20 protein-coding genes and 1 pseudogene are annotated in these 22,285 nt (G+C 63.0%); 13 read left to right on the top strand and 8 right to left on the bottom strand.

What is annotated here, in order from left to right; translation table 11 throughout:
• The first annotated feature begins 106 nt into the window (after positions 1-106).
• Positions 107-694 (top strand): NTP transferase domain-containing protein, encoded by a 588-nt coding sequence (locus P9250_RS14095; protein WP_244829295.1) that lies wholly within the window; start codon positions 107-109, stop codon positions 692-694.
• A 156-nt stretch (positions 695-850) separates the two neighbouring features.
• Here the strand turns inward: P9250_RS14095 and P9250_RS14100 are convergent, their stop codons facing one another.
• The gene (locus P9250_RS14100) at positions 851-1,573 is read right to left on the bottom strand and encodes a glycosyltransferase family 2 protein (RefSeq protein WP_250467400.1); all 723 of its coding nucleotides are present in this window, start codon (positions 1,571-1,573) and stop codon (positions 851-853) included.
• Between the two features lie 214 nt (positions 1,574-1,787).
• Here P9250_RS14100 and P9250_RS14105 point away from each other — a divergent pair, with 214 nt between their 5' ends.
• The 6 genes from P9250_RS14105 to P9250_RS14130 all read left to right on the top strand — a co-directional run bounded on the left by P9250_RS14105 (position 1,788) and on the right by P9250_RS14130 (position 8,914).
• The gene (locus P9250_RS14105) at positions 1,788-3,287 is read left to right on the top strand and encodes a UdgX family uracil-DNA binding protein (RefSeq protein ID WP_310393606.1); all 1,500 of its coding nucleotides are present in this window, start codon (positions 1,788-1,790) and stop codon (positions 3,285-3,287) included.
• Positions 3,288-3,451: 164 nt separating this feature from the next.
• Entirely contained in the window at positions 3,452-3,946 is a 495-nt protein-coding gene (locus tag P9250_RS14110) for a hypothetical protein (RefSeq protein ID WP_250467402.1), read from the top strand.
• A gap of 162 nt (positions 3,947-4,108) precedes the next feature.
• Positions 4,109-6,397 (top strand): FdhF/YdeP family oxidoreductase, encoded by a 2,289-nt coding sequence (locus P9250_RS14115; protein ID WP_310393608.1) that lies wholly within the window; start codon positions 4,109-4,111, stop codon positions 6,395-6,397.
• A gap of 94 nt (positions 6,398-6,491) precedes the next feature.
• Positions 6,492-7,067 carry a glycosyltransferase family 9 protein gene (locus P9250_RS14120; protein WP_250493613.1) on the top strand — a complete coding sequence of 192 codons (576 nt, stop codon included), beginning with the start codon at positions 6,492-6,494 and terminating at the stop codon, positions 7,065-7,067.
• A gap of 18 nt (positions 7,068-7,085) precedes the next feature.
• Positions 7,086-7,247, top strand: coding sequence for a hypothetical protein (locus tag P9250_RS14125; protein ID WP_244829287.1), 162 nt, complete (start codon positions 7,086-7,088; stop codon positions 7,245-7,247).
• Positions 7,248-7,372: 125 nt separating this feature from the next.
• Positions 7,373-8,914 carry a methyl-accepting chemotaxis protein gene (locus P9250_RS14130; protein ID WP_250467404.1) on the top strand — a complete coding sequence of 514 codons (1,542 nt, stop codon included), beginning with the start codon at positions 7,373-7,375 and terminating at the stop codon, positions 8,912-8,914.
• Positions 8,915-9,134: 220 nt separating this feature from the next.
• Here P9250_RS14130 and P9250_RS14135 read toward each other — a convergent pair whose 3' ends face one another.
• Positions 9,135-10,319, bottom strand: coding sequence for a M20 aminoacylase family protein (locus P9250_RS14135; RefSeq protein WP_250467405.1), 1,185 nt, complete (start codon positions 10,317-10,319; stop codon positions 9,135-9,137).
• Between the two features lie 253 nt (positions 10,320-10,572).
• Here P9250_RS14135 and gabT point away from each other — a divergent pair, with 253 nt between their 5' ends.
• Together gabT and P9250_RS14145 are read left to right on the top strand one after the other, a co-directional pair.
• Positions 10,573-11,898: a 4-aminobutyrate--2-oxoglutarate transaminase gene (gabT, locus tag P9250_RS14140; RefSeq protein ID WP_409014882.1), complete on the top strand. Its 1,326-nt coding sequence runs from the start codon at positions 10,573-10,575 to the stop codon at positions 11,896-11,898.
• A 61-nt stretch (positions 11,899-11,959) separates the two neighbouring features.
• The gene (locus tag P9250_RS14145) at positions 11,960-13,420 is read left to right on the top strand and encodes an NAD-dependent succinate-semialdehyde dehydrogenase (protein ID WP_250467406.1); all 1,461 of its coding nucleotides are present in this window, start codon (positions 11,960-11,962) and stop codon (positions 13,418-13,420) included.
• Positions 13,421-13,475: 55 nt separating this feature from the next.
• Here P9250_RS14145 and P9250_RS14150 read toward each other — a convergent pair whose 3' ends face one another.
• Positions 13,476-14,084, bottom strand: a complete 609-nt coding sequence (locus P9250_RS14150) for a hypothetical protein (RefSeq protein WP_310393612.1) — start codon at positions 14,082-14,084, stop codon at positions 13,476-13,478.
• 214 nt (positions 14,085-14,298) lie between these two features.
• Here P9250_RS14150 and P9250_RS14155 point away from each other — a divergent pair, with 214 nt between their 5' ends.
• Positions 14,299-15,462 (top strand): metallophosphoesterase, encoded by a 1,164-nt coding sequence (locus tag P9250_RS14155; protein WP_250526885.1) that lies wholly within the window; start codon positions 14,299-14,301, stop codon positions 15,460-15,462.
• 22 nt (positions 15,463-15,484) lie between these two features.
• Here the strand turns inward: P9250_RS14155 and P9250_RS14160 are convergent, their stop codons facing one another.
• The 4 genes from P9250_RS14160 to P9250_RS14175 all read right to left on the bottom strand — a co-directional run bounded on the left by P9250_RS14160 (position 15,485) and on the right by P9250_RS14175 (position 18,514).
• Positions 15,485-16,009: a hypothetical protein gene (locus P9250_RS14160; protein ID WP_250510245.1), complete on the bottom strand. Its 525-nt coding sequence runs from the start codon at positions 16,007-16,009 to the stop codon at positions 15,485-15,487.
• A 230-nt stretch (positions 16,010-16,239) separates the two neighbouring features.
• On the bottom strand, positions 16,240-16,740 hold the full coding sequence (msrB, locus tag P9250_RS14165; RefSeq protein WP_250510246.1) for a peptide-methionine (R)-S-oxide reductase MsrB: 501 nt from the start codon (positions 16,738-16,740) through the stop codon (positions 16,240-16,242).
• Positions 16,741-16,786: 46 nt separating this feature from the next.
• Positions 16,787-17,548 carry an ABC transporter permease gene (locus P9250_RS14170; protein WP_250467411.1) on the bottom strand — a complete coding sequence of 254 codons (762 nt, stop codon included), beginning with the start codon at positions 17,546-17,548 and terminating at the stop codon, positions 16,787-16,789.
• 45 nt (positions 17,549-17,593) lie between these two features.
• Positions 17,594-18,514, bottom strand: a complete 921-nt coding sequence (locus P9250_RS14175; RefSeq protein WP_244829274.1) for an ABC transporter ATP-binding protein — start codon at positions 18,512-18,514, stop codon at positions 17,594-17,596.
• A gap of 127 nt (positions 18,515-18,641) precedes the next feature.
• Between P9250_RS14175 and P9250_RS14180 the strand changes: the two are divergent.
• Positions 18,642-19,121, top strand: a pseudogene (locus P9250_RS14180) (2,4'-dihydroxyacetophenone dioxygenase family protein).
• A gap of 51 nt (positions 19,122-19,172) precedes the next feature.
• Positions 19,173-20,024, top strand: a complete 852-nt coding sequence (locus P9250_RS14185) for a 3-hydroxybutyryl-CoA dehydrogenase (protein ID WP_310393615.1) — start codon at positions 19,173-19,175, stop codon at positions 20,022-20,024.
• A gap of 8 nt (positions 20,025-20,032) precedes the next feature.
• Here the strand turns inward: P9250_RS14185 and P9250_RS14190 are convergent, their stop codons facing one another.
• The gene (locus P9250_RS14190) at positions 20,033-21,022 is read right to left on the bottom strand and encodes a glutathione S-transferase family protein (protein ID WP_310393617.1); all 990 of its coding nucleotides are present in this window, start codon (positions 21,020-21,022) and stop codon (positions 20,033-20,035) included.
• Positions 21,023-21,126: 104 nt separating this feature from the next.
• On the opposite strand from P9250_RS14190, the gene P9250_RS14195 reads away from it, so the two are divergent.
• A complete protein-coding gene (locus P9250_RS14195) occupies positions 21,127-22,044 on the top strand; it encodes a LysR substrate-binding domain-containing protein (RefSeq protein WP_310393620.1) in 918 nt (305 codons plus the stop codon).
• The last annotated feature ends 241 nt before the right edge of the window (positions 22,045-22,285 follow it).

Here is a 22,285-nt window from a genome sequence, read left to right on the forward strand (position 1 = left end):
CGCTCAATGGCACGAATGCACATTGCGCCGCGCGGATTTTTTTGACGCTTGCGGCGACTATCGACGCGCTGCACAATCGATCCTCTTCCCCACGCGAGCCGCACCGATGACCTACTCGTCAAGCGCGACCGGCATCCTGCTGGCAGCAGGGCTCGGCACCCGCTTCGATCCTTCCGGCCTTCACAACAAGCTGCTGGCGCCCTTGCCGAACGGCACGCCGGTCGTGTTTCAGTCGGCGCGCAGGCTGCTTTCGGTTGCTTCGAGCGTGATCGCGGTGGTTCGGCCGGGCGCGGAAAAGTTGGCGGAAGTGCTGAACGAAGCCGGCTGCAAGGTCATTTTCAGCATCGATGCCGAGCGCGGCATGGGCGCGACGCTCGCCGTGGCCGTACGCGCCACCGCTGACGCGGAAGGCTGGCTTGTCGCGCTCGGCGACATGCCGTGGATCGAGCCCGCGACCATCGAAGCCGTCGCGCGTCCGCTCGACGCAGGCGCGCGGCTCGTCGCGCCGTTTTATCGCGGCACGCGGGGACATCCGGTGGGGTTTGGCATCGAGTACGGCGCGGCGCTCGCCACGCTCGATGGCGACGCAGGCGCGCGCGGCATCTTCGCCATGGAAAAGCCGACGGTCATCGAAGTGAATGACCGGAACGTGCTGCGTGACGTGGACTTGCCTGGCGATTTATCGGACGGTTGACGCAGTCGCTTTGTTACGTGGAGTCATGCACAACGAGCGCGGGCATGGACATGCCTCGGCCGTCGTCGATATTTCTGCGGCAATCGCCGTCATGCTCTCCAATGCACCGCATCCGAACGACGGCGCTTGCCCGCGCCGTCGACCTCGCAATAACGCCTACGCGGCGATCGCCGTTACATCCGCCGGGCCTGCCACGTCCGCGTTGGCATTGACGTTCGCGCTCAGATAACGCCGGCTCACTTCCACCAGCGTCGCGCCGAAGCCCTTCTTCGCCTTGAAATCGGTACGCGCGCTCGTCACCACGCGCGGCGCCGCGCTCCACTCGATGTGCGCGCCCGTTTCGATCAACGCTTCGACGAGCGCGACATCCTCGCTGGATTCGAGCGGCGGAAAACCGCCTGCCTGCAAATAAGCCCGTGCCGAGACGCCGAGATTCGCGCCGTGGATATGGCGATGCCCGTCCGCATCCGTATAAGTACGGCCGAAATGCTCCTGCACCGCGCCAAGATGTGGCGACCAGTCATGCACGCCGATCACGCCGCACACCGCATCCGCGCAGCAGTCGAGCTGGCGCGAGAGCCAGTCGTCGGCGACGGTCGTGTCGGCGTCGGTGAAGGCGAGCCAGCGCGCGCCGAGCGCAAGCGCCCGCTCCGCGCCATGCGCCCGCGCGATGCCGACATTGCGCGCGTCGATACTCGTGACGTGCGCGCCGAGTGCGGAGGCGATTTCGCCCGTCTCGTCGCTGCAACTGTCGAGCACGACGATCACGCGCACTTCTTCTCCCAGCAATTGATGATGGTCCGCCGCGCGCCGGGCGGCAGTCACGCACGCGCCGATATGCGCAGCTTCGTTATGAGCAGGGATGACTATGGCAAGCATGTCGACTCCGTTTTGATTTTGTGGTTCATCGGCAGTCAAAGCCGCGATTGTTTCGAGGTACAGCAATGGGTGTACCCATGCGCACGCGGCAAGGGTCGCAACCGCTCTTAAGGGCACGACCATCCCAAAAAAGTTGCCCCAAAAGCCGAAGCGCCGATAGAATTCACTGTATGGATATACAGTACTTTTCGTTCCTTCCGGCTTCCTCTCTGCGATGAAAAGCGTCGTCTTCGATCCGTCCTTCGCCGCCTGGCGCTCCGCCGCGCGCACGCTCCTCATGGAAGGCGCGCGGCCGGAAGACGTCGTATGGCTGGAATCGGATTCCTCGGCAACCGTGTTCGGCAGCATCGACGGACCGCCGCCCGGCCCCGAGAACCCCGACGCGCCCAAGCCCGTGAAGATCGCCCGCGAATTCCTCGCGATGCTGGCAACGGCCGCCTGCTATCGCACGCCGGCCCGCTGGATGTTTCTCTACAAGGTGCTGTGGCGCTGGACCCAGGGCGATCGCGCGGTCGTATCGCCGGACGATCCCGACGGGCAGCGCCTGCGACACATGATCGAAGCCGTGGAGGCCGAGGAAAACGAGATGCGTCGCGTGCTGCGCTTCAGGCATCGCGATTCGTCGCTCGGACCGCCCGAGTTCATCAGCTGGTGCGAGCCCGTGCATGACCTGTTGGAGCACGCCGCCATGCACTTCGCCACACGCATGGGCAGCGCCACGTGGATGATCGCGACGCCGCACGGCGCGGCCTTCTGGGACGGCGCGCTGCTGCGGGTGGATCGCACGAGCGACCCGGAAGAAAAACCAATGGATTTCGGCGATACCGCGATGAGCGGCGAGGCCGTGAGCGGAGACGCCATCGAAGCGCTGTGGCTCGCTTATTACGAAAGCACCTTTACGTCGGCGGTGGAAAATGCCGCCGAAGTGGCATCGCACATGCCGGTGCGCTACTGGAAGAGCCCGGAAAACCAGCGCGCCGATCCCACGCTGATCTCGCGCGCCGATCCTTATTCGCGGCGCGACCGGCATCCGCGCAACGTTCCCGCGGACATGGAAGTGGCCCTCAACACGGATCTGGAGCCGCTTCAGGGCACGTCGCTGAAGGAGCCGCCCTCGCTCGACGCGTGCAAGCGCTGTTCGCTCTGGCGCAACGCGACGCAGGCCGTGCCCGGAATCGGTCCGGCGAACGCGCGCGTCATGCTGGTCGGCGAGCAGCCTGGCGATAACGAAGACCGCGAAGGCAAGCCGTTCGTCGGTCCGGCGGGCAAGCTGCTGGACGAGGCCATCGGCGAGGCGCAACTCGCGCGCGAAACGCTTTATCTGACCAACGCGGTGAAGCACTTCAAATTCGACCCGCATGGCGATGAGCGGCAGCACGTTGCGCCCGGACAGCGCGAACGCGAGGCCTGCCGGTTCTGGCTGGAGGAGGAACTGACGCGGATCGCGCCGAAAGTGGTCGTGGCGCTTGGCGCCACCGCGCTCAAGGCGCTGACGGGGCATCGCACGGCGCTGTCCGAGTATCTCGGCAAGACCATCGAGCACAAGGGGCGCATCGTGGTGCCGACCTATCATCCGTCGTATTTGCTGCGGCTGACCGACGAAAAGATTCGCGGCGAAGTGTTCGGCACCATCGTCGAGGCGCTCGTGTTCGCGCGGCAGATCGCCGAAGGTACCGCGACCATCCGCACGCCGGTGAAGGATCGGACGCGCTAGCATCGGTGCAAGCCGCGTATCACAAACCCCAATTGCAACGAGAAGAAACAGGACGCAACAAGACGAAAGCGCCGTCAACCTTCCTGTAAGCCATGCGTTATACCCGTGTCGCGCCGCTCTTTGCCTGTTGGCGCTCACTCACGAATCGTTCCGACGACACATCCATGGCCGCTCTTCCCCTCGAAGCACTCCGCCAACAACAATCCATCACCGCGCTCGTGCCGAAATCGGCCGGGCAGTTGCAAACCGAGCGCGAGCGCGTCATTGCCCGCGCCGGCATGTTCCTGAACGCGACCATCGTGCTGGCGCTTCTGGGCTTGTTGGTCGTCGCGTGGCTGCCGTTTTCGTCGGTGCAGCAGGAATTCCGCTTTGGCGTGCAGGAAGTGATCGCGGTCGGCGTTTTTGCCTCGTGCCTCTTTCTGCTGCACGAGCGCGCCGAACTCATGCTCGGGCTTTACAGCTTCGAGCCGGTCGAACAAACCACGCAGGGCGAATTGCGCGCGCTTTTGCATCGCGTGCCGGAAGGCGCGCAGTATCAGCAAGCGCTCGCCGCCGACAACCGCACTTTCGTGACCGGCGAGGTGGACGACATTCGCCGCCGCGCCGAAGCCTTCATTCCGAAGACGCTACCGGCAGAAGACGGTAATCCGGAAACCTGACCGGAAGATAAGTCCCGGCACCCGCGCCAGGACAAAAAGTGAACCGAAAAGCCGCCGCCTTGCCCATGCAGGGCGGCGGCTTTCTTTTCATTGAAAGCGCGCCGCTGTGCCTGTTTCTTGCTGAATGTGAAGCGAACGGACCATTCACGGGAGAGGCCAAGCATGAGCAAACTGCCGCATATCGAAAAGTACGATCACCCGGCGGGCGGCTGGGGATCGGTCAAGGCAGTTACCTCGGCACTCGTCAACGAACACGTCGCGCTCAACGGCGCGCGCATTCTTCTGCATCAGAACAAGCCGGACGGCTTTGCGTGCGTGAGCTGTTCGTGGGCGAAGCCGGCCGATCCGCATCTCTTTGAATTTTGCGAGAACGGCGCGCGGGCAACCGCGTGGGAATTGACGAAGAAGCGGATCGATCAGGATTTTTTTGCGCATCACACGCTCGCGGGATTGACGGCGTGGACCGATTTCGAGCTCGAATCGCAAGGCCGCCTGACCGAGCCAATGCGTTACGACGCCGCCACCGACCGTTACGTGCCGGTTCCGTGGCAACAGGCTTTCGACGAAATCGGCGCGATGCTGCGCGACGCCAGGCCGAAGCGCAGCGTCTTCTACACGTCGGGGCGCGCATCGCTCGAAACGTCGTACATGTTCCAGTTGTTCGCGCGGCTTTACGGCACGAACAATCTGCCGGACAGTTCGAACATGTGCCACGAGAGCACGTCGGTGGCGCTGCCGGAGACCATCGGCGCGCCGGTCGGCACCGTGACGCTCGACGACTTCGAGCACACCGACTGCTTTTTCTTCTTCGGGCACAACACGGGCACGAATGCGCCGCGCATGCTGCATCCCTTGCAGGAAGCGAGAAAGCGCGGCGCGCGCATCATCACCTTCAACCCGATCAAGGAACGCGGGCTCGTGAGCTTCGCGAATCCGCAGTCGCCGGTGGAAATGCTGTCGCCGATCCAGACCGCCATCAGCACGCAATATCTGCAACTGAAGATCGGCGGCGACATTGCCGCGGTCACGGGCTTGTGCAAGGCGCTGATCGAAGCGGACGACCTGGCGCAAGAAAACCAGACGCCGCGCGTGCTGGACGCCGCCTTTATCGCCGAACACACGCACGGCTTCGATACCTTCGCCGCCGCGATGCGCGCCGCCGACTGGAGCGACATCGAAACGCAATCGGGCCTGAAGCGCGCCGCGCTCGAAGCAGCCGCCGCCGAATATGCGCGGGCCAAAGCCGTGATGATTCTCTACGGCATGGGCATCACGCAGCATCGCGAAGGCGTGCTCGCCGTGCAGATGCTGACGAATCTGATGCTGCTCGGCGGGAACATCGGCAAGCCGGGCGCGGGTATCTGCCCGATTCGCGGCCATTCCAACGTGCAGGGTCAGCGCACGGTCGGGATCACGGAGAAGCCGGCGCTCGTGCCGCTCGACAAGCTCGCGGAAATGTACGCGTTCGAGCCGCCGCGCGACGAGGGCATGTCCACCGTCGATGCCTGCGCGGCGCTGCGCGACGGCGAACTCGATGCGTTCATCAGCCTCGGCGGCAATTTCGCGCGCGCGACGCCCGATCATCACGTACTGGAACCGGCGTGGCAAAACGTGCCGCTGACGGTGCAAATTGCCACGCACCTGAACCGCAGCCATCTGCTGCACGGGCGTGCGGCATATCTGCTGCCTTGCATCGGGCGTATCGAGGTGGATCAGCAGGCGAGCGGCCCGCAGATCGTCACGGTCGAGGACAGCACCGCGTGCGTCCATGCGTCGAAGGGCTTCGCGGAACCCGCGAGCAAGACGTTGCTGTCGGAGCCCGCGATCGTCGCGGGACTGGCCAAGGCCACGCTGCAAGGACGTCGCGGCAAGGTCGACTGGGACGCCTGGACGGCCGATTATTCGCTGGTGCGCGAGGCGATCGAGAAGACTTACCCCGATCAGTTCAAGGAATTCAACGCACGCATGTCGCAGCCGGGCGGCTTTCATCGGCCGATTCCAGCGGCCAAACGCGAGTGGAAGACGAAGAACGGCAAGGCGAATTTCATCACGCCGGAGGGCATGGGCGAAGATCCGGACATGTCTTTCGAAGGCGAGCGCACCTTGCGGCTCATGACCACGCGCGGCGACAGCCAGTTCAATACGACCGTGTACGGGCTTGACGATCGCTTTCGCGGCGTCTTCAATACCCGAGACGTGCTGTTGATGAACCGTGACGACATGGCGCGGCTGAACATCGCGGAAGATCAGACGATCACCGTGACAACGGTATCCAGCGATGACGTGACGCGCAGTATCGACGGATTGCGGGCCCATGCATTCGATATCCCGGCCGGCTGCGCGATGGGCTATTACCCGGAATGCAATCCGCTGATTCCGCTTGCGCACCACGCGAAACGCAGCAAGGTGCCTGCGGCGAAGGCAGTTCCGGTGCGCGTGCGCGCGACGTAAATCCCGGCGTGAGGGGCGGCCGGGCATGTCCCGTGCTCGCGCTTGGCCGACTTCACGATTTTTCCATCGAGGCCACGGCCTTGCAGGAGCGCAGATGCGAGCCAACCCGTTTTCTCCCCTGATCGACGACCTGGCGCCTTCGCTGATTGCGGACTCGCCTGCCGCTTCGCCGTTGTCCGACGCCCAATATGACGAACTCGTGGCGTTTCATGGCATCGAGCGCGAGCGTCTGGTGCTGATTCATCCCGGCAGCCACAAGACGACGCCCGCGTGGTCCGCGCAGCAATACGCCGACGTTGCCGATCAGTTGACCGCCGACGGCTGGCAGATCGCGATCATCGGCGACGCGCCCGATCCGGAGCGCACGGCCGGCGTCCTGGGCGCGATGCAAACCGCCGCGCTTTTTCTGGCCGGCGCCGTGGCGCCGCGCACGTTGCCGCGCCTGATCGCCGACGCCCGCCTGCTCCTTTCCGACGATGCCATCGCGCCTTCGCCCGCCGCCGCCGCACGTGCGCTCGGCACGCCGCATATCGTGCTCGACGAGCATCCGCGCGGCACGGACAGCGAGGCCATCATCGAACGGGCACGCGCCGAACTGTCGGATACGCGGCGCGCGCACCCTGGCACGCCCTTCACACTGCACATGCCGGTCGAACACGACGCGGCCTGACGCCATTCGGGAATTCCCATGAAATTCGATCTGCAAACCAGTCCCGTTCCCGATCCGATCGCCGATCCGAACCGCGATCCGGAAGCCGATCCGCTCACGCCGCCGTCGCCGGGGCATCGCCCGGACGAGCCGCAGCATCCCGATGCCCCGCCGGACAAGGACCCGATCCGGCGTTTCTGACACCGGGGAAACCCCCACCCTACATTTGCCGCGCCGTATGCCGTAAGAGGGGCATGCGGCGGCGCGCGCGTCGCCGCACCGTCTAGGACAACGTAAAAAGACTGCGGGGCGCACAAATGAATGGAATGACGTTGAACAAAAAGCTCGGCTCGATGATCGCCGTGCTGTGGATAGGTTTGATTGCGATCGGCATTATCGGAGCGTGGCAGAACCGCACATCGATGATCGAGGATCGCAAGGAACAGTTGAAGACGCTGGTCGGCGAGGCACATGCCGTCGTCACGCACTTCGCGGCGCTCGCCGCCAACAAGACCCTCACCGAAGAAGAAGCCAAGAAGCGCGCGCTGGATGTCATCGGCGCGATCCGCTACGGCAAGGATGGCTATCTTTCCATCAACGATTCGAAGCCGAAAATGGTCATGCACCCGATCAAGCCCGCCATGAACGGGCAGGATCTTTCGGGGTACACCGACCCGGCGGGCAATCACTTGTTCGTCGATATCGTCAAGGCGGGCGATCAGCCGGACGGCGGTTTCATCAGCTATCTGTGGTCGAAGCCAGGCAGCGACAAGCCCGTGGCGAAGCTCTCGTATGCGCAGCGTTTCGGCCAGTGGGACTGGTATGTCGTCACCGGCATGTATATGGACGACGTGCAGAGCGCGTTCTATGCAAGCGCACTGCGCTGGCTTGCCATCACGATGCTGCTCGGCGCCATCGCGACGGCCGCGATGCTCGTCGTTCTGCGCAGCATCAAGCGCAATCTGGGCGGCGAACTGGAACTCGCGGTGGATGCAGCGCATCGCATTGCGCGTGGCGATCTGACGGCCGCCGTGCCGGTGCGTGCCGGCGATACATCGAGCCTCCTGCACGCGCTTTCGGTGATGCAGCTCGGCCTTGTCGAGACGGTGTCGCGTGTGCGTAACGGCACGGAAAACATCAACGTGGGCGCGTCGGAAATCGCGGCGGGCAACACCGATCTGTCGCAGCGCACCGAGGAGCAAGCGGCCGCGCTGGTCGAGACCGCATCAAGCATGGACCAGATGACGGCCAACGTGAAGAACAACGCCGAGAGCGCCGCGCAGGCCGCGCGCCTTGCGGGTCAGGCCGCCGATGTCGCGACGCGCGGCAGCGGCGTGGTGGACGAAGTCATCAACACGATGACGCGTATCACGGCAAGCTCGCAACAGATTGGCGACATTATCGGCGTGATCGATGGCATTGCGTTCCAGACCAACATCCTGGCGTTGAACGCGGCGGTCGAAGCGGCGCGCGCGGGCGAACAAGGACGCGGCTTTGCGGTCGTGGCGGCGGAAGTGCGCAGCCTCGCGCAACGTTCGGCGACGGCGGCCAAGGAGATCAAGGCGCTGATCGAGACGTCGACGCATACGGTGCAGGAAGGCGCGTCGCTCGTGACGAACGCCGGTTCGACGATGGGCGAGATCGTGTCGTCGGTGCGTCGTGTGAACGAGATTCTCGATGAGATCAGCAATGCATCGCGCGAGCAAAGCGCGGGCATCGAGCAGGTGAATCGCGCAGTCGTCGAGATGGATCAGGTCACGCAGCAGAACGCGGCGCTAGTGGAAGAAGCAGCGGCTGCGGCGCATTCGTTGAAGGATCAGGTGGATGGGTTGCGGGAGGCAATCGGCAGTTTTCATTTGCCGGCTTGAGGACTGGATCGGCGCGGATGGTCGAGGTATGGTTGCGCTGCTTCTTGAATGGCCGAAGCGAGTATCGCCGTCGCTTGCATAGTGACGGCGATCGCTTCCAAGGCTGAATTATCGGCCGCTTACTCTTCTTAAACTGCTCCACGAACCACGCTCGATAAGCCGTTCCGACCAGCAGATTCTCGTCACCGAAATCGTGGTGCGGTTTTGGATCGTCGGCTGCTCATTGCTCCAAAAACCGCTCCACCAATCGCGCCCAATAAGCCGCCCCGACCGGCAGATTCCTGTCGTTGAAATCGTAGTGCGGGTTGTGAACCATGCAACCGTCCTCGCCCGCGCCGTTGCCGATGCGCAAAAACGTCCCCGGCCGCGCCTGCAGCATGAACGCGAAGTCCTCGCTGCCCATGAGCAAATCCGTGTGGTCGACCACGTGCTCGGCACCCACCAACTCGCGCGCCACCTGCGCCGCGAATTCCGTTTCGGCATCCGAATTGACGACCACCGGATAGCCTTCCAGATACTTGATCGTCGCCTTTGCGCCGTAGCTCGCCGCCTGCGCATCCACGAGTTCGCAGATACGGCGCTTGAGCAACTCACGCACCGGCTTGCTGAACGAGCGCACCGACAGTTCGAGCGTCGCGCGATTCGGAATCACGTTGTTGACCGTGCCCGCGTGCATCGAGCCGACCGTGACGACGGCCGGTTGCGCGGGATCGACATTGCGCGCGACGATAGTCTGCAAAGCCATCACGATGCTCGCCGTCACCACCACCGGATCGACGCTCAAATGCGGACGCGCCGCATGCCCGCCCACGCCTTCGATCTCGATCGACACCTGATCACACGCCGCCATGAACGGCCCCTTGCGAAACAGGAATGTGCCGGGCGCGACGCCAGGATGGTTGTGCACGCCGAATACGGCATCGCAAGGAAAGCGCTCGAAGAGCCCCTCCGCGATCATGCGTTGCGCGCCGCTCGGCAAACCGTGCTCTTCCGCCGGTTGAAAATACAGATGCACCGTGCCATTGAAACGCCGCGTGCGCGCTAGATGCCGTGCCGCACCGAGCAGCATGGTCGTATGGCCGTCGTGGCCGCACGCGTGCATCTTGCCCGGCGACTCGCTCGCGTACGGCTTGCCGGTCTGCTCGTGAATCGGCAGCGCGTCCATGTCGGCGCGCAGGCCGATGCGCTTCGTGCCATCGCCCGCCGTCAGCGTGCCGACGACACCCGTTCCGGCGATGCCCCGGCTCACTTCCCAGCCCCACTCTTCGAGCTTCTGCGCGACGAGCGCCGAGGTGCGCGTCTCCTCGAACGAGAGTTCGGGATGACGGTGGATGTCGTGACGGATCTCGCGCAACGCGGGCGCATCGTCGGAAAGATCGGCGAGTTCGGTGAAGAGTCGGGTCATTTGCAGGAACCTTGGCTGAATCGAAACGGAAAACGGAAACACGAACGGCGCACATGATCCTCCAGTCGCGCGTCGCGTGCCAGTTCCGCGCGATTTTTTGCCAATTTCGATCGCTAGGATCGCGGCGAACCAAGTGGAATTGGCTCCATTGGATGCATCGGAATGGCTCTGACCAGGAGAGCCAAGTTTAACTATAGTCGGCTCTGAATCCGACTGATGCAACCGCGCGCCGCGCCCCAAGGAGAACTTCGCCGTGTCCAAACTTCCTCAAACCTCGCCCGCCAACGTCACTCGGGCCACCAACGCGGACCTTCAGGCCCGCAAGAATGCCGCCACGCCGCGCGGCGTCGGCGTGATGTGCGACTTCTACGCGGCGCGCGCCGAGAACGCGGAACTCTGGGACGTCGAAGGCCGCCGCTTCATCGACTTCGCGACGGGCATCGCGGTGTGCAACACGGGGCATCGGCATCCTAAGATCGTCGAGGCCATGCGCGCGCAACTCGACTGCTTCACACATACGGCCTATCAGATCGTGCCTTATGAATCTTACGTTTCCCTCGCGGAAAAAATTAGCGCCCGTGCGCCCGGTCAAGCGCCGAAGAAGACCGCGTTCTTCACGACCGGCGCGGAGGCCGTCGAAAACGCCGTGAAAATCGCGCGCGCGGCAACCGGGCGGCCCGGCGTGATCGCCTTCACGGGCGGCTTTCACGGCCGCACGATGATGGGCATGGCGCTCACCGGCAAGGTCGCGCCGTACAAGATCGGTTTCGGGCCGTTCCCCGCCGACGTCTATCACGCGCCGTTTCCCAACGCGCTGCACGGCGTATCGGTGGCGGACTCGCTGCGCGCCATCGAGCATCTGTTCAAGGCGGATATCGAAGCCAAGCGCGTCGCGGCGATCATCTTCGAACCCGTGCAAGGCGAAGGCGGCTTCAATCCGGCGCCCGCGGACTTCGTGCGCGGCGTGCGCCGGATCTGCGACGAGCACGGCATTCTGCTGATCGCCGACGAGGTGCAGACGGGATTCGCGCGCACCGGCAAACTCTTCGCGATGGAGCATTACGACGTGGTTCCCGATCTCATGACGATCGCGAAGAGTCTTGCTGGCGGCATGCCGCTATCGGGCGTCGTGGGCCGCGCGGACATCATGGATAGCGCGGCGCCAGGCGGTCTCGGCGGCACTTACGCGGGCAATCCGCTCGCGGTGGCGGCGGCGCACGCGGTGCTCGATATCATCGACGAAGAGCAACTCTGCGAACGCGCCAACATGCTCGGCGACAAGCTGAAAGCCAAGCTCGAAGCGATTCGTCGGGACGTGCCGCAGATCGCCGATGTGCGCGGTCCGGGCGCCATGATCGCCGCCGAGTTCTGCAAGCCCGGCACGCACGAACCCGATGCCGATTTCGCCAGGCGCGTGCAGGCGCGCGCGCTGGAACGCGGTTTGTTACTGCTCGTGTGCGGCGTGTATGGCAACGTCGTGCGCTTCCTGTTTCCCCTCACTATCCAGGAGCCTGTGTTCGACGAAGCCCTCGGCATTCTCGACGAAGTGTTGAGCGAAACCATCGCCGCCGCGGCTTGAGCACGGTTCGCCCCTTCGTCGTATGCTGAATGCAGAAATCTCAAGAAGGAATCGCAAGCAAATGAGCCTCAAAGACCAACTCAAGGACCCGGCACTGCTTCGTCACGCGTCGTATATCGCTGGTGAATGGCAGCAAGCCGATGACGGCGCCACCTTCGACGTACTCGATCCATCGAACGGCGAATCGCTCGGCGCCGTTCCGCAAATGGGCGCGAGCGAAACACGCCGCGCTATCGCGGCCGCCAACGCCGCGTGGCCCGAGTGGCGCAAGAAAACCGCGAAGGAACGCGCGGTCATCATGCGCCGCTGGTACGACCTGATGATCGCCAACGCCGACGACCTTGCGCTCATCCTCACGACCGAACAAGGCAAACCGCTCGCCGAAGCGAAGGGCGAGATCGTCTACGCGGCTTCGTTCATCGAATGGTTCGCCGAAGAAGGCAAGCGCGTGGCGGGCGACACGCTCGCCACGCCCGCCGCGGACAAGCGCATTGTCGTGACGAAGGAACCAATCGGCGTGTGCGCGGCGATCACGCCGTGGAACTTCCCGGCAGCGATGATCACGCGCAAGGTCGGTCCGGCGCTGGCGGCGGGCTGTCCTATCGTCGTGAAGCCGGCCGAAGCCACGCCCTTCTCCGCGTTCGCGCTGGCCGTGCTAGCGGAGCGCGCGGGCGTGCCGAAGGGCGTGTTGAGCGTGCTGACCGGCGACCCGAAAGCCATCGGTGGCGAAATGACGGGCAACCCGACCGTGCGCAAGCTCTCGTTCACAGGCTCGACGGCGGTAGGCCGTCTCCTAATGGCGCAAAGCGCGCCCACGGTCAAGAAAGTCACGCTGGAACTCGGTGGCAACGCGCCCTTCCTCGTGTTCGAAGACGCCGATGTCGACGCGGCGGTGCAAGGCGCGATTGCATCGAAGTATCGCAATAGCGGTCAGACGTGCGTGTGCACGAATCGCTTCTATGTGCACGAGCGCGTCTACGACGAGTTCGCCGCGAAACTGGCGACGGCTGTAGGCGACCTGAAGGTTGGACGCGGCACGGACGACGGCGTGTTGCTCGGCCCGCTCATCAACGAAGCGGCGGTGAAGAAAGTGGAAGCGCATATCGAGGATGCGCTGGCCAAAGGCGCGACGCTGACGGCCGGCGGCAAGCGGCATGCGCTCGGCCACGGTTTTTTCCAGCCGACCGTGCTTACCGGCGTCACGCCGGCCATGCAAGTGGCGAAAGAAGAGACGTTCGGCCCGCTCGCGCCGATTTTCAAATTCTCTTCCGACGACGAAGCCATTCGCCTGGCCAACGACACCGAATTCGGACTCGCCGCATACTTCTACAGCCGCGACATTGCACGCGTGTGGCGCGTGGCGGAAGCGCTCGAATACGGCATGGTCGGAATCAACACCGGCCTGATCTCGAACGAAGTCGCGCCGTTCGGCGGCGTCAAGCAATCGGGACTGGGCCGTGAAGGCTCGCACTATGGTATCGACGATTACGTCGTCATCAAGTATCTGTGCCTGCAGGTCTGATTTAGCCGATGCACCGAGCGGAGGCCCCGCGCGTGTTTAACGCCGGGGCCTTCGCTCATTTCGATGCCGCGACGGGCGTCACTTTCACTGCGGCCGCGGAAACAAACACCGCATGCACGGTGTCGCCCTTCTTGAGGTTGTCGGCTGCGAGATCGGGCGGAAGGTCCATGGTCTCGGTGCGCCACGGTCCGCGCAGCGTGACGGTGTGATGCTTCTTGTCGACCCTCACGACCGTGGCGAGAATCTCGACCTGACGCGATGAATCGAAGCCGCTTGCGCCGTTCGCGCCCGAAGCGGGCGAATAGGTTTGCGTGTCCACGCGCTTGCGCAGGCCCTGATCCTTGCCCGTTACCTTTTCCACGTTCGAAAGCAAAGCGTTCTTGTACTGGACATCGACCTGGTCGCCGATATGAAGCTGATCGAAACCCGTCACTTCCTTGTTGACGAGCACTGTCGAATCGCCACGCGGACCATGCACGATGAGCGTTCGCGTCGACGGGTCGATGCCCGTGATGACGGCTTGAACGTGGATAGGCTGCGCCGCGCCGATGACCTGCCGCGCCTGGTTCGTCAATGCGTCGTTGGTCTGAGCGAAAGCGGTGCCGGACGCCACGACGATTGCCGTCATTGGAAAGAGAGAAAGCGCGCGAAAGCCTGATTTCATTTGATCACTCCTCGTTGCACATCGGTAGTCCAAACAAATTCGCTCGACGATATCATGCAGACGACTACGCCCAGACGCACGCCCACGGCGGATATGGCCCCGAACCGGTAGAATCGATCGACAGGACCGGCTAAGGGCAACGACGCGTATATTCGACGCGCCGACGCGTCACGCGTATTCTTGCCCGCCGCATTTTTGACCTTTTAGGGGCGTTATGCGACGTTCGGCATTTTTTATCCGCTTCATTGGCATTGGTGTTCTCTTTCATATCTACGTTGGCGTGCGGCTCATTCCCGATGCGCCCGTCGGCCCGGCGCTCAAGGCGCTTGCCAGCGCACTGCTCGTCGCCTCGCTGATTTTGATTCCGCTCGGCATGTCCGCGCGATCGATCGAAAAGCAACCGCTTGCGGATCGGCTCGCCTGGTTCGGACTGACCGCGCTCGGCTTCTTCTCGTCGCTCCTGCTGCTGACCTTCGCGCGCGATCTCGTGCTGCTGTCCGTGCATGTGTTCGACTGGCTGCGCGGCACGCCCATAGGCTCGCCCCGCTTCGTTGCCGAGAGTGCGCTGGCCGTGCCGTTGCTCGCGTTGCTCTCGTCCGTCGCCGGCTTTTACAACGCGCGAAAGCGCGCGCCGGTAAAGAGCGTGGACGTGCCCATCGACAATTTGCCGGCGGCGCTCGAAGGCTTCACTATCGTGCAGATTAGCGATATCCACGTCGGCCCGACTATCAAGCGGCACTATGTCGAGCGAATCGTCGCGGCCGTCAATGCGTTGCAGCCGGATCTGATCGCGGTGACGGGCGACGTGGTCGATGGCAGTGTGCCGCACCTCGCTGCTCATACACGCCCGCTCGCGGAATTGAGCGCGCGGCACGGCGCGTTCCTCGTCACGGGTAATCACGAGTATTACTCGGGCGCGGACAAGTGGATCGTCGAATTCCGGCGGCTTGGCATGAATGTGCTGCTCAATCAGCATGTGGTGCTGAACCACGACGGCGCGCAAGCCGTGATCGCCGGTGTCACCGATTACGGCGCGGGCAGCTTCGATCCCGCGCACCGGAGCGACCCGGCTAAAGCGATGGAAGGCGCTCCCGCCGATGCCACCGTGCGCGTGCTCCTTGCCCATCAGCCACGCAGCGCGACCGCCGCCGCCGATGCGGGTTTCACGCTGCAACTGTCGGGGCATACACATGGCGGACAGTTTTTTCCGTGGAACTTCTTCGTCAAGCTGCAGCAGCCGTTCGTGTCGGGTCTCGTGAAATTTAACGGACTGTGGGTGTACACGAGTCGAGGAACGGGCTATTGGGGACCGCCCAAGCGCCTCGGCGCGCCTTCCGAAATCACGCGCGTGAGGCTGGTCGCGGCGCCTGCAGCTTGAACCGAGCTTGGCCTGCATGGAGTCAACGCTTCGGAACGCTTTTCCAGACCACTTTCACGGTCGCGCCGAATGCGAGCGCGGCAGCGTCGCCGGGATGGGTTGTACGTATCTCGATTGGCAAGCTGTTGGCGTCCTTCAGCATGACGACGCCGGTTGCACTGTCGGCGCCCGTAACCTGCCCGACGAACTGCGTTTGCCCCGGCAGCATTTCCTGCAAAGGCTGCGCTTTGACGGGCGTGAGCGTAACCGCGCGAAGGGCCGTGCTATTCACTCGTGTGCCAATAGGCAACTTGTTCAGATCCTGCATCTCCTGCCCGACGTTCAATTGCGTCTCCTGCCCTTGCGCATTGACCACGGTGACGCGATGCGCGTCCGGATCGACAGCTTTTACCTCGCCGATGATCTGCACGAGCATCTTGCCTTCGATGGACAGCGCAGCAACCTTTGCGCTTGGTTGACGTTGAGCAAACGCATTGCCGCCATTCAATAGGCCAGTCAGCGAGCCGATCAGCAACGCTGTGCAGAAGTCGATTATTTTGATTTTCATGGCTCAGTCTCTCAATGTCAGCGAGGCCAGCCAGGCTTTCTCTCGCATACATCCTGACGAGGATGTTGTTTCGATTCTGCCCTGTCAACCCTCCGAGATGATTGAGACGGAGTGCGAAATTTTGTCACCGATCGTTTTGATGCGCGAAAGGCTTGCCTTGCTTCAAGGCGAATTCAAAGCGTTCGGCGCGTGCGCCGGCGACCGTATCCGTTCTACGCGCTTTGGCCAGGTCAGCTTTCGGTCTGGCGAAAAAGCAGCGCAGCGCCGTTCAGGCAGTAACGCAGACCAGTGGGATTCGGGCCGTCGTCGAAGACATGCCCGAGATGGCCGCCGCAACGCCGGCAAAGCACTTCGTGACGAAGGGAGCCGGGCGTTGCATCGGCGCGGGTGGCGACGGCGCCGTCGATTGGCATGGAGAAACTCGGCCATCCGGTGCCGCTATCGAACTTCGCCGACGAGGCAAAGAGCGGCGATCCGCATCCCGCGCAAAAAAACGAGCCGTTGCGACGCTCGTTGATCAGCGGGCTGGCGTTCGGCGGCTCGGTTGCGCCGCGCCTGAGCACGCGATATTGTTCAGTGGAAAGGCGGCGGCGCCATCCGGCATCGCTCAGGTTCATCTCGTACGGGTCGGCAAGCGCCGTGTCCGCGCCGCGCGAGGCAATGGAGCCGCCCGTGAAAGTGGCCGTGACCGCGCCGAAGAAAGTGCGTTTAGTGCGTTTCATGATTTTCATTCGATGAACGCCTCTTGATGGTGACGACGCCCGCCGGCGCCAACCGCTACGATTTGATGCGATAGCCGGTCTTGAAGATCCACGCCGTAATAGCGATGAACACGCCCAGAAATACTAACGTCATCGAAAGGCTTACGCCTACGGAAACATCCGCGAGACCGTAAAAACTCCAGCGAAAGCCGCTGATGAGATACACGACCGGATTAAAAAGCGCGACCGTTTTCCAAAACGGCGGCAGGATGTTGATCGAATAAAAGCTGCCGCCGAGGAACGTGAGCGGCGTGACAATCAAAAGCGGAATGATCTGAAGTTTCTCGAAACCGTCTGCCCAAATGCCAATAATGAATCCGAGCAGGCTGAACGTCAGCGATGTCAGCAGCAAAAACACGATCATCCAAAATGGATGGTCGATCCGCAGCGGCACGAAGAGCCGCGCAGTCGCGAGAATGATCAACCCGAGAATGATCGACTTGGTCGCCGCCGCGCCGACGTAACTCAGAACGAGCTCGAAATACGACACGGGCGCGGACAAGAGCTCGTAGATGGTGCCCGTGAACTTCGGAAAGTAAATGCCGAACGAAGCGTTCGCGATGCTCTGCGTGAGCAGCGACAGCATGACGAGTCCCGGCACAATGAACGCGCCGTAGCTGATGCCGTCCACTTGCGGAATGCGCGAGCCGATGGCCGCGCCGAACACCACGAAATAGAGCGAAGTGGAAATGACGGGCGACACGATGCTCTGCATGAGCGTGCGTCCGGCGCGCGCCATTTCGAAGCGATAGATCGCGCGTACTGCGTGAAGATTCATGTGGTCTCCCTGTCGACCGGAATCGATGCTCCCGGTCCGATACGACTAGTTGCGCACGAGGCTCACGAAGATGTCTTCGAGCGAGCTCTGCGTCGTTTGCAGATCCTTGAAGCGCACGCCGGCTTCATCGACATGGCGCAATAGCGCGATGATTCGACCCGGCTCGTCATGGGCGTCGTAGGTGTAAGTCAGTTCGTTGCCGTCGGCGGACAATTGCAGGCCGTAGGGCGCGAGCGACGCGGGCACGGCAGCCAGCGCGTGATCCAATTGCAGCGCGAGCTTCTTCTGCCCGAGCTTGCGCATGAGTTCGGCCTTCTCTTCGACCAGCACGATCTCGCCGCGATTGATCACGCCTACGCGATCCGCCATCTCTTCCGCTTCCTCGATGTAATGCGTCGTGAGGATGATGGTCACGCCGTTCGCTTGCAGTTCGCGCACGAGGTTCCACATGTCGCGGCGCAGTTCGACATCGACGCCGGCCGTCGGCTCGTCCAGAAAGAGAATCTGCGGCTCGTGCGCGAGCGCCTTGGCGATCAGGACGCGCCGCTTCATGCCGCCCGAAAGCGTCATGATCTTGTTGTCCTTTTTGCTCCAGAGCGACAGCGACTTCAGCACCTTCTCGACATGCGCCGGGTTTTTCGGCCGGCCGAACAAGCCCCGGCTGAACGATACGGTCGCCCACACGGTTTCGAAGGCGTCGGTGGTGAGTTCCTGCGGCACGAGCCCGATCATCGCGCGCGCGGCGCGATAGTCCGTGACGATGTCGTGTCCGTTCACGGTGACCGTGCCCGAGCTGGGATTCACGATGCCGCAAACCGTGCTGATGAGCGTGGTCTTGCCCGCCCCGTTCGGACCGAGCAACGCGAAAATCTCGCCGCGCCGGATTTCCAGATTCACGTCCCGGAGCGCGCTGAACCCCGACTCGTAGGTCTTGGAGAGGTTTGAAATGGTAATGATGGTTGGCATGGCACGGACGATAGCAGATAAGGCGCGATCCGGCTGGATCGAACGGGGCTTTCAGGGGTCGTCCGTTTGGCCGATGCACGGCGCGTGCCGCGCTGCATACAATGGGCGTCTGATCAAGGGAGCCGACATGCTGTTCGAACAGATTCAAACCGCTTGCATCAACGACGCGGACGTGCCGTGGGTGCCCTTCACGCCATACAGCGAGCACGTGCTCGTCAAATACTTCAAGCTCGATCCGGTTCGCGGCGAAACCATCGCCCTTTTGAAGGCGCCGGCGCGCGGACAAATGCCGCAGCATCGGCATACGGGCACGGTAATCGTCTACACGGTCGAAGGGCGCTGGAAGTATCGCGAACATGCGTGGATTGCGGAGAAAGGCAGCATCGTGTACGAGACCGCAGGTTCCAGTCACACGCCGGAAGCCGTTCCCGTGGTGGACGGCAGCGATGAGATCGTCACGCTCAACATCATTCAGGGCGAGCTGCTCTTCGTAAACGAAAACGGGCAAATACTTGCCGCCGAAGACTAGCGCAGCGGCTGGGAGCGCTACGCTGCCTATTGCCGCGCGCATGGATTAAAAGCACGCGACTTGACGGCGTTCGGCTGAAGGCGTGGTTAGAATCGTGCATCGCACAAACATCGATTGGAGGAAGCGCGCATGAGCATACAGACGGTGGGTATCGTCGGAGCGGGAACCATGGGCAACGGCATCGCGCAGGTCGCGGCCGTGGCGGGATTCGACATCGTGCTGATCGACGTGACGGACGCCGCGCTCGCCAAGGGCGTGGCCACGCTGACGAACAGCCTGGAACGGCTGGTGTCGAAAGACAAGCTGCAGGCGTCGGTGCGCGATGCCGCGATTGCGCGCATCCAGACATCCACGGATTACGGGCGGCTCAAGGACGCGGATATCGTCATCGAGGCGGCCACGGAGAACGTCGAGCTCAAACACCGCATTCTGAAGCAGATCGAAGCAGCGGCGCGGCCCGAGGCGATCATCGCGTCGAACACATCGTCCATTTCGATCACCGCGCTTGGCGCAACGCTTGCGCGGCCCGAGCGGTTCATCGGCATGCACTTCTTCAATCCGGTGCCGCTGCTGCAACTCGTCGAAGTGATTCGCGGCGTGCAGACGAGCGACGACACCGCGAACGCCGTGCGCGCGCTCACCGAGAAGCTGGACAAGTCGCCCATCGGCGTGAAGAACTCGCCTGGTTTCGTGGTCAACCGCATTCTCGTGCCCATGATCAACGAAGCCTTCTTCGTGCTCTATGAAGGCGTGGCGAGCGCCGAGGAAATCGACGCGGGCATGAAGCTCGGCGCAAATCATCCTATCGGTCCGCTCGCGCTTGCGGATCTCATCGGCCTCGATGTCTGTCTCTCGGTCATGGACGTGTTCCTGAAGGATTTCGGCGATTCGAAATATCGAGCGTGCCCGCTGTTGCGCGAACTTGTGTCCGCAGGTTATCTCGGCCGCAAGACAAAGCGCGGCGTTTATTGGTACGACTGAGCTCACGCTTACGCGCTTTTCGGCAGACGCTCTCGGTCGTGCGGCGCGGCGAAGTCAAGCACGGGACCGGCCGGCACGATCCCGGTCGGGTTGATCGAGCGATGACTCTCGTAGTAATGCCGCTTGATGTGCTCGAAGTTCACCGTGTCCGCGACTCCCGGCATCCGGTAAATCTCGCGCGTGTAGTTGGAGAGATTCGGATAATCCGCTATGCGCCGCAGATTGCATTTGAAGTGGCCGGCGTACACGGCGTCGAAGCGCACGAGCGTCGTGAACAGTCGGATGTCGGCTTCGGTGAAGCGCTCGCCCGCGAGATAACGGTGCGAGGCAAGGCGCGCATCGAGGAAGTCGAGGGTATCGAAGAGCGGCTGCACGGCTTCCTCGTACGCGGCCTGGGTGGTGGCGAAGCCCGCTTTGTAGACGCCGTTGTTCACGGTGTCGTAGATGCGCGCGTTGAGCGTGTCGATCTCCGCGCGCAACTCGGGCGGATAGTAATTGCCCGCTTTGGCGCCCAGGCCGTCGAACGCGGCATTCAGCATGCGAATAATTTCGGACGACTCGTTGCTGACTATCGTGCCGCGCGCCTTGTCCCAGAGAATCGGCACGGTCACGCGGCCGGTGTAGCTCGCGTCCGCCGCCGTGTAGACCTGATGCAGAAAGCGCGCGCCGTTGATGGCGTCGGGCACGACGCCCGGACCATCCGCGAAGGTCCAGCCGTTTTCGAGCATGAGCCAGTGAACGACCGAGATGCCGATCATTTCTTGCAGCCCCTTGAGCGCGCGCACGATAAGCGTGCGATGTGCCCACGGACACGCCAGGCTCACGTACAAGTGATAACGGCCCGCTTCCGCCTTGAAGCCGCCCTCGCCACTCGGACCGGGCGCGCCATCGGCCGTGACCCAGTTGCGAAACGCCGCGTCCTTGCGCACGAAGCGCCCGCCAGTCGATTTCGTGTCGTACCACTTGTCCTGCCATTGCCCGTCGACGAGAAGTCCCATCTGCATGCTCCCTGATCGTTGTTTGCGTCATCACAAGCACGTGGTGGACCGCGCCGCCGCTCTTGCCGTACCATCGCGCCGATGAACGTTCGATGGAGTCGAACATGTTATCCGAGGAAGAACTCGCCCTGCTCGATGCAATCCGCTCGACCGGCAGCCTTTCCCGCGCGGCGGCGCGACTCGGCCGCGCGCCCTCGACGATCTCGCATGCCGCGCGGCAACTGGAAACGCGCTTCGACGCGCTGCTGTTCGACCGCCGTCGTTACCGCCTGCAATTGACGCCAGCGGGCCATCTTCTCGCCGATGAAGCCGCGCGTCTGATGATCGACGTGTCGCGTCTGACGCAGCGCGTGAAGCAGATCGCGAGCGGCTGGGAAGACCGGTTGTGGATCGTCTGCGACGAGATACTCGAGTTCGAGACCTTGCTGCCGGTCGTGCAGGCGTTCGACGCGCTCGCGTCCGGCGTGACCCTGCGCATGACGCATGAAGTGCTGGGCGGCACGTGGGAAGCACTGCGCGATGGCCGCGCCGATCTCATCGTCGGGGCGACGAACGAACCGCCCGCGATTCCCGGCCTGCGCTGGTTCGAACTCGGCGTGATGGAATGGGTGTTCGCCGTGGCGCCGCGCCATCCGCTGGCGAAGGCGGCAGAACCGCTCGGGCGCGAGCAGATCGCGGCGCATCGCGCGGTGGCGGTCGCGGATTCATCGCATGGATCGGCGGGACGCGCTTACGGCGTGCTCGGCGGACAAGCGGCACTCGCCGTGCCGGGCATGCGCGCGAAGATTCTTGCTCAACGGCAAGGACTTGGCTGCGGTTGGGTGCCGAAGCATCGAGTGGCTTCATTGCTGGCGCGTGGCGAACTGATCGCAAAGCAAACCGCCGATCCGCGCGAGCCTAACGTTCTATACGTGGCATGGCGCGGCGATCACGAAGGCCGCGCGTTGCAATGGTGGATCGAGCAGTTCCGTCAGGCGCGTTTGGCCAGGCGTCTGGTCGATGGCATCGACGCGTTCGCCTGAAATTACGGCAGCTTGACTACCGAAGGCAACGAAAAGACCAGACAGCATAAAAGCCACAGCGAATATACGAAGAGGCCTCGCAGCCGCCTGCGCCGCCGGCCGTCGTCTTCACGTGCTTGCATGAGCATGATTGCCATCTCGTCGAGTAATCGTTTCGTCAAGCGTATGCGAAGCCACCGAACATTGCCAGCGCGCCCGAATACCGTGCGCCATCGGCAATTTTTAGTAGTATGGATTGGAT

Source organism: Caballeronia sp. LP006 (genome assembly GCF_031450995.1).
Taxonomy (GTDB): Bacteria; Pseudomonadota; Gammaproteobacteria; order Burkholderiales; family Burkholderiaceae; genus Caballeronia.